Raw genomic sequence first — 6,293 nt, forward strand, 5'->3', positions numbered from 1 at the left:
ATCTAAAAAAACTAGTTTCTTTCCTGCCAAAAATCAACCACCAAATAAAGGGGATGATTGAGAGTAGCGATACTTGTAAAATTGCAGTAATAAGAGAATTTATTATTTGCATAAGATAACCTCCTATATACTTTAAGCAGCTACATCCCTTTTCTTGAATACGTAGAAAGCCACTGCTTGAAATAATGCGAAATATAAAACTAACATGATGACAGAGAAGCCTAATGTCATTCCTTCAACCATTGGAGATCCTTCAAAATATTGCAGTAAATCAGTGTTTGCAAATAATAAATATTTCGCCCATTCATACTTCATTGAAATAAGTCTAGTCACCTGTCCCCCCATGAATAAAAGGAATAAGGATAACCCAATCGCTAGGGAACTATTTCTAAATGCTGCTGAAATCATAAAGGCCATCGTAGCAAGCATCAGCATATTGATTGATTTAAGACCGTAATAAGAAATTAAATGAGCAAGCATGCTTTGTTCAGACACTTTCCCGTTAAAATAGTTTAAATATGGGGTAGGGTGTTCTGGCAATCCGAATAGAATCGCTCCTAGACCTGCTGAGTAGACGAACAATAGAAGAAGGGTAAATAAACCGAATATCAAAACTGTTAAATACTTTGCCAGTAAAATCTTTCCTCTTTTTATCGGTCTGATTAATAACAGCTTAATGGTTCCCCAATTAAATTCACTTGCGACAATTCCTGCTGCAATAATGATTGTAAATAAGCCAACAAATTCAATTGTCTGGGAAGCATCAATCACAAATCCCCAGACTGAATAATCTTCATTCGGAGAAATATCATGGTCGATTCGATACGTATTGATCGCTATTTCTCTTTCATAATGATCCTTCATTTCTCTAGGTGCTGAACTGCCCATTTCTTCTAACTGCTTTTTATAACTGTCATTCTGAACTTGTAGTCCTCTTTTCCATTCTGTGTTATCCGGTACAGACCCTTTCGTTTCCTGATATTTAATAAAGCCGCCAGCTATCGTTGTGACTAAAAGGAGAATTCCAATCATGACATACGTCCCTGGACGCTTAAATATTTTCATCCATTCATTTTGTATTAGTCTAAACATGCTCAACCACCTCCTTGGAAGTCACTTCTAGGAATCGATCTTCTAGTGTTTTTGTCATCTCTTTTATTCCATAAATTTGTATTTCATTATTAACAAGCTCTTTTACTATAACTGGAACAGCCTCTCTTTTTAACGGAACCGCAATGCCATTCTCAATCAGCTGCACCTGTAGATCAGAGTATAACTCCCTTATTACAAAACTTGCTTTCTCCTTTTCATCGACTTCAATCTCATAAACCTTTTCATTCCCTTGGACAAAATCGCTCATAAGCTGTACATCAATGAGCTTTCCTTTTTGGATAATGCCGATACGGTCACACATCATTTCCATTTCAGATAAAAGGTGGCTTGATACGATAACTGCCATATCCCTTTCCCTGGCAAGCATTCTTAGATGATCCCTGATCTCCCTTATTCCGGCCGGGTCTAATCCATTGGTCGGCTCATCAAGAATTAATACCTTTGGATCATGGAGAAGGCATTGAGCAAGTCCTAATCTTTGTCTCATCCCGAGAGAATAAGTTTTCACCTTGTCATGGATTCTATCTGTCAGACCGACAAGCTCAACAGTCTCATTTATTTTTTCCTTCGTTACTCCCTTAGACATTCTTGCATAATGGACAAGGTTCTGATATCCGCTCATAAATTTATACATTTCAGGGTTCTCAACAATGGCACCTACATGAGTAATGGCTTTTTCAAAATCTGTTTTGATACTGTGGCCGAGGATTTTGATATCACCAGATGTAATCCCAATTAACCCCACTATCATCCGAATGGTGGTTGTCTTTCCGGCACCGTTTGGTCCAAGAAAACCAAACACTTCTCCTTTATTCACATTAAAGCTCAGAGAATCAATGATTGTTCTGCCTTTAATGGTTTTTGTTACGTTTTGAATTTCCACAATGGCTTTCAATTACTTTCCCTCCCATCCGAAAATGTCTTTTTCATCCATTCAATGATGGAAAGACCTTCAGTTTCTCTCAATTCCTCTACATGATGACGGGCGATTATTTTCCCATTTTGAATAGCAAGCACTTCATCAAGTAAAGGCTCAATTTCATCAATTTCATGTGTAGCGATAATCACGATTTGGTTTTCAAAATCAATATAAGAGAGCAATCCCTTTACGATTGAATCCCTTACCATTGGATCAAGGCCAGAAAAAGGTTCATCTAACAGCAATACAGATGCTTCCCTTGCTAAAGCAAGAACAAGCTTTAAACGGCCGCGGTTTCCTTTTGACAACTGCTTAATTTTTTTATTCGGATCCAAGTTCATAAATTGGAGTAATTCTTCCGCCCGTTCCATTCGAAAATCTGCAAACTGTGTAGCATAAAAATTGATCATATCCTTTACCTTAAAAGACTGGTAGAACATATCAAGTTCCGACAAATAGGCTACACTTCCCGCAATTCTTCGATCAGATGCTTGCCCATTCACAATTACCTTCCCAGCAGATGGGAGTACAAGACCGGCAATCATCTTCAATGTTGTAGATTTGCCGCTTCCGTTAGGACCAAGCAAGCCATATATTTTCCCGCTTTCAAGCTTAATGGAAACATCATCTAAACCAAGTTCACGTCCATACTTTTTCGTTACATGCTGAAATTCAATCATCCTAATCACCCCGCCTTCCCTTTATAAAAAACTCTAAGCCGGAAACCATTTCTTCTTCTGAAAAGCCAAGCTCCTTCATATTAGTAAAGAAGGCTTCAATTATATCCATTTGCAGTTTGCCTTTTAATTCCTTTATTAGATTTGTATTTTCAGTTACAAATGTTCCTTGCCCGCGTTTCGTCTCCACAATTTCCATCCTTTCTAGCTCACTATAGGTTCGTTGAATTGTATTTGGATTAACACCTGTTTGTATCGCCATTTCACGGACAGAGGGAAGCTTATTTCCAGGCAATAACTCCCCTCTAATGATTTGCTGATTTATTTTATCAACGATTTGCATATATATTGGCTTCGATGCTTGGAATTCTTCTCCCAACACACTACACCTCCACTTTCCGTTCTAATAGCCAAACTGCGATGAGAAAAACGATGACGGCTACAACTGTATACATAATTCCGTTCATAATTGATATTTCAGCCGTATCTACTAATCCTGCTGATGCAGAGGTTTTTTCCGCTTCAAACTTTAAAGTTTTCATTGGAGCTAACTGGATAACACCTATATTTATAAACTTTTTATAAAAAGGGAGGTTTTGAATATAATTACTAGCTGCAGTTAAAACAACCCATATCCCGATTAGGATTGGCCAACGAAATGGCTTAAGTGATGGAACTCCTTTTATTGAGTGATATAAGGACCAGTAAAATAACACCCATATACCTAAATAAATCGAGATTAAAGCAAGGGCCAATCCAATAAAGCCAAGATTAGGCAAAGGTTCTCCAGCAAATTGATTAAAGCTTTCTGCATAGGTGGAATGATTTACTTGCCAATCTGCAATAAGTAAGGCAATTGAAAACGAAATAAGAAAATAAACCGTTCCTGCTGAAAGCTTAGCAAGGAAAAGCTTTGCACCATGATTAGGATTGTGCAGCCAAAGTTGTGAATGACCTTCGATATTAAGTGAATTTATTAAGTATGCTGGCAAATAAAAAACATGGCCAACGACAATCATGATGGAAATGATAGGAAAAATAACAGACTCTTCAAAGTAATGCATTAACCCTATACCTGCAATGAAAGAAAAAAATAATATCCCAATCCCTACCATAAACCAGCTTTTAGTCAATTTAATTTCTTTTATGATTAAGCCTTTAAATGCTAACATAGTTCCCCTCCTGTATGAGTGTTCCGGTGTACTAGTCAAATAATACACTGGTACGAATTAATTAGTCAATGCTTTTTACTAATTTTTAGAAAAATGGGCTATTCAGCCAATAAAAAAAGCCCAACATAAGCTAATGGGTTCGGTTGAGAGGTGCAAAACAATAAATAGCAGTATAATTGGGAATCCAATTCGCATATGAATTGGATTCTTTTTATTTGTTGATATATAAGGGTTTATGCATTTTAGCAGTCAAATTAGCATTATAATTCACACTGTAATTAACAACAATTTGTTGGACAACAGACAGTCTACGAAATATGTGTTAAAGTTGATAAATTTATTTTAATTCAAACCACTCAATTAAATTAGAGTGATTTTTTTAAAGGGTAATTGGATATTTATGTTAAACTTTAATAAATATCGAAATAAAGGAGTAAAATATGATAAATTTAAAAGACGTTTTTTCACTTGATTTTGCATACCTTGAGACCTTTACAAAACGAATAGAAACATCCTGGGGTTCAATTTTTTTGCAATGAAAGTCAACCAAATTATTATGACGCAAATCACGCTCATATTAGTGATGCTATTGATAATCCAAAGTTAATAATTGATGAAGTAAAAAAACTTTATAATTCTAGAAAAATCATACCGAGATTTTATATTTATAACTTAGATGCTCAACAAGAATTAGTTAACCAACTAAAATTGAATCATTTCGGATTCGAAGAATTAATCAGTCCTGTTCAAATGTGGGAACAAAAGGTTTTGGAAAAGGAAAAACGCAATGAAATTTCTATTGAATTGGTTACAAAAATGAATTATTCCGAAGCATTAAATATTGAATGCAGTATTACAGAATTTGGAGGCAAAGCAGTTAGGGAAAAGGCTTTTGAGGTAGATTTTAATCATCCTAGTTTTATACATTATTTACTTCGGTATGATGGAATTGCCTGTGCAACAGCTTGTATTTTTATCAATGATAATCAGGCACGGATGGAAAGTGTTGCAACTCTAGAGGAATACAGGGGACGAGGATTAATCGGTGAATTGATTCATTATATTCAAGCAGAAGTTGCTAAGAAGGAGCTAGAAAACCTTTGGGTGTTTCCTATTAACGAAAAAATAGAAAAAGTCTATCAAAAATATGGATTTAAGAACGTTGCAAAACTGAAAATGGGACACGCCTTTATAGGGGGAAGAAGCATAAAAGAAATTCAGGGATATTAAATTTTGGTTAAAGAATTAGCGAAGCAATATAGAATAACCGAGCTTGGAATACTATTTCCAAGCTCATTTTCTATTTCAAACCTAAACTACTTATACCAAATTGACTGTATTTTCTGTTGTTAATTTTTTGTTAAAACATATGCGAATTGTTGTGCGAATTCAGTTGTGAATTGGTGTTATGCACTTCTAGAGACCGAACCCGTTAAACATAAACTGTACTTTTAAATTATTTATTCTCGTCTTTCACACGATTCACTTGAATATTTATCAGAAGTTGTCTGACAACATAGCTAGCCATAACTAATCCAGCTACAGATGGGACAAATGCATTGGAGGAAGGCGGCATTTTTGCTTTTCGGATAGTAGCATCGTTTTTACCAACTTCCTTTCTGACATCTTCACGGATGACGATCGGACTTTCATCTGAAAATACAACTGGGATTCCTTTACGAATTCCTTCTTTTCTCAAGCGAGTACGAATAACCTTGGCAATTGGATCTGTATGGGTTTTAGAAATATCAGCAATTTGAAAACGGGTTGGATCCATCTTATTAGCAGCCCCCATGCTTGAAATCATAGGGATATTTCTTTTTAAGCATTCCTTCATTAGATGAATCTTATAAGAAATGGTATCAGATGCATCGATGACAAAATCAAGACCATACTCGAAAAACTGCTCGTACGTTTCCTCTGTATAAAACATTTTCAGAGCGATTACTTCACATTCTGGATTAATATCTTTGATCCGCTCTTTCATTAGATCAACCTTTGGCTGTCCTACAGTAGAAAGTAAGGCAATGATCTGACGATTTACATTTGTTATATCAACATCATCTTTATCAACCAATACTAAACGCCCAACACCTGACCGGGCTAACGCTTCTGCAGCGAAGGTTCCTACTCCGCCTACCCCAAGAACAGCAACCGTGCTGTTCTTCATGATGTCTAACCCTTCTTTACCGATAGCAAGCTCATTTCTTGAAAATTGATGCAACATATATTCTCAGCTCCATAACACTTTCAAAATTAATAAAAACATAAAAATGGGTTCTACTTTTGTTTTTCCCGATATTGAATATACCATACTTTTTATAAAAAATAAGTATCTCCATAGGAATAAAATGATTAATTTTTTACTAATAAGTCAAAAAATTAATAGTAACTATTAGTACCTAGTAATAT

At 35.5% G+C, this 6,293-nt stretch carries 6 protein-coding genes and 1 pseudogene; 1 reads left to right on the top strand and 6 read right to left on the bottom strand.

Features of this window, described 5'->3' with window-relative positions; translation table 11 throughout:
• Nucleotides 1–132: 132 nt before the first annotated feature.
• The 5 genes from V7149_RS15655 to V7149_RS15675 are packed head-to-tail and all read right to left on the bottom strand — an operon-like array spanning nt 133 to nt 3,881.
• Complete coding sequence (locus V7149_RS15655) at nt 133–1,092, bottom strand: ABC transporter permease (RefSeq protein ID WP_335346542.1); 960 nt, start codon at nt 1,090–1,092, stop codon at nt 133–135.
• Nucleotides 1,085–2,008: an ABC transporter ATP-binding protein gene (locus V7149_RS15660; RefSeq protein WP_335346543.1), complete on the bottom strand. Its 924-nt coding sequence runs from the start codon at nt 2,006–2,008 to the stop codon at nt 1,085–1,087. The genes V7149_RS15655 and V7149_RS15660 overlap by 8 nt, the downstream gene beginning before the upstream one ends.
• On the bottom strand, nt 2,005–2,712 hold the full coding sequence (locus tag V7149_RS15665; protein WP_335346544.1) for an ABC transporter ATP-binding protein: 708 nt from the start codon (nt 2,710–2,712) through the stop codon (nt 2,005–2,007). Before V7149_RS15665 ends, V7149_RS15660 begins: the two co-directional genes overlap by 4 nt.
• A gap of 1 nt (nt 2,713) precedes the next feature.
• Nucleotides 2,714–3,088 carry a GntR family transcriptional regulator gene (locus V7149_RS15670; protein ID WP_335346547.1) on the bottom strand — a complete coding sequence of 125 codons (375 nt, stop codon included), beginning with the start codon at nt 3,086–3,088 and terminating at the stop codon, nt 2,714–2,716.
• Between the two features lie 4 nt (nt 3,089–3,092).
• Nucleotides 3,093–3,881 carry a hypothetical protein gene (locus V7149_RS15675; protein ID WP_335346545.1) on the bottom strand — a complete coding sequence of 263 codons (789 nt, stop codon included), beginning with the start codon at nt 3,879–3,881 and terminating at the stop codon, nt 3,093–3,095.
• Nucleotides 3,882–4,321: 440 nt separating this feature from the next.
• On the opposite strand from V7149_RS15675, the pseudogene V7149_RS15680 reads away from it, so the two are divergent.
• Nucleotides 4,322–5,111 (top strand): annotated as a pseudogene (locus V7149_RS15680) (GNAT family N-acetyltransferase).
• Nucleotides 5,112–5,337: 226 nt separating this feature from the next.
• Here the strand turns inward: V7149_RS15680 and V7149_RS15685 are convergent.
• A complete protein-coding gene (locus V7149_RS15685; RefSeq protein ID WP_335346546.1) occupies nt 5,338–6,108 on the bottom strand; it encodes a tRNA threonylcarbamoyladenosine dehydratase in 771 nt (256 codons plus the stop codon).
• Nucleotides 6,109–6,293: the final 185 nt, after the last annotated feature.

This window comes from Bacillus sp. JJ1503, assembly GCF_036965125.1.
In the GTDB taxonomy this organism is placed as follows: domain Bacteria; phylum Bacillota; class Bacilli; order Bacillales; family Cytobacillaceae; genus Cytobacillus.

What these genes read in the sequence shown, in the direction of transcription:
- V7149_RS15675 (WP_335346545.1), bottom strand. Translation starts at nt 3,881, where the DNA reads ATGTTAGCATTTAAAGGCTTAATCATAAAAGAAATTAAATTGACTAAA.
- V7149_RS15655 (WP_335346542.1), bottom strand. Translation starts at nt 1,092, where the DNA reads ATGTTTAGACTAATACAAAATGAATGGATGAAAATATTTAAGCGTCCA.
- V7149_RS15665 (WP_335346544.1), bottom strand. Translation starts at nt 2,712, where the DNA reads ATGATTGAATTTCAGCATGTAACGAAAAAGTATGGACGTGAACTTGGT.
- V7149_RS15685 (WP_335346546.1), bottom strand. Translation starts at nt 6,108, where the DNA reads ATGTTGCATCAATTTTCAAGAAATGAGCTTGCTATCGGTAAAGAAGGG.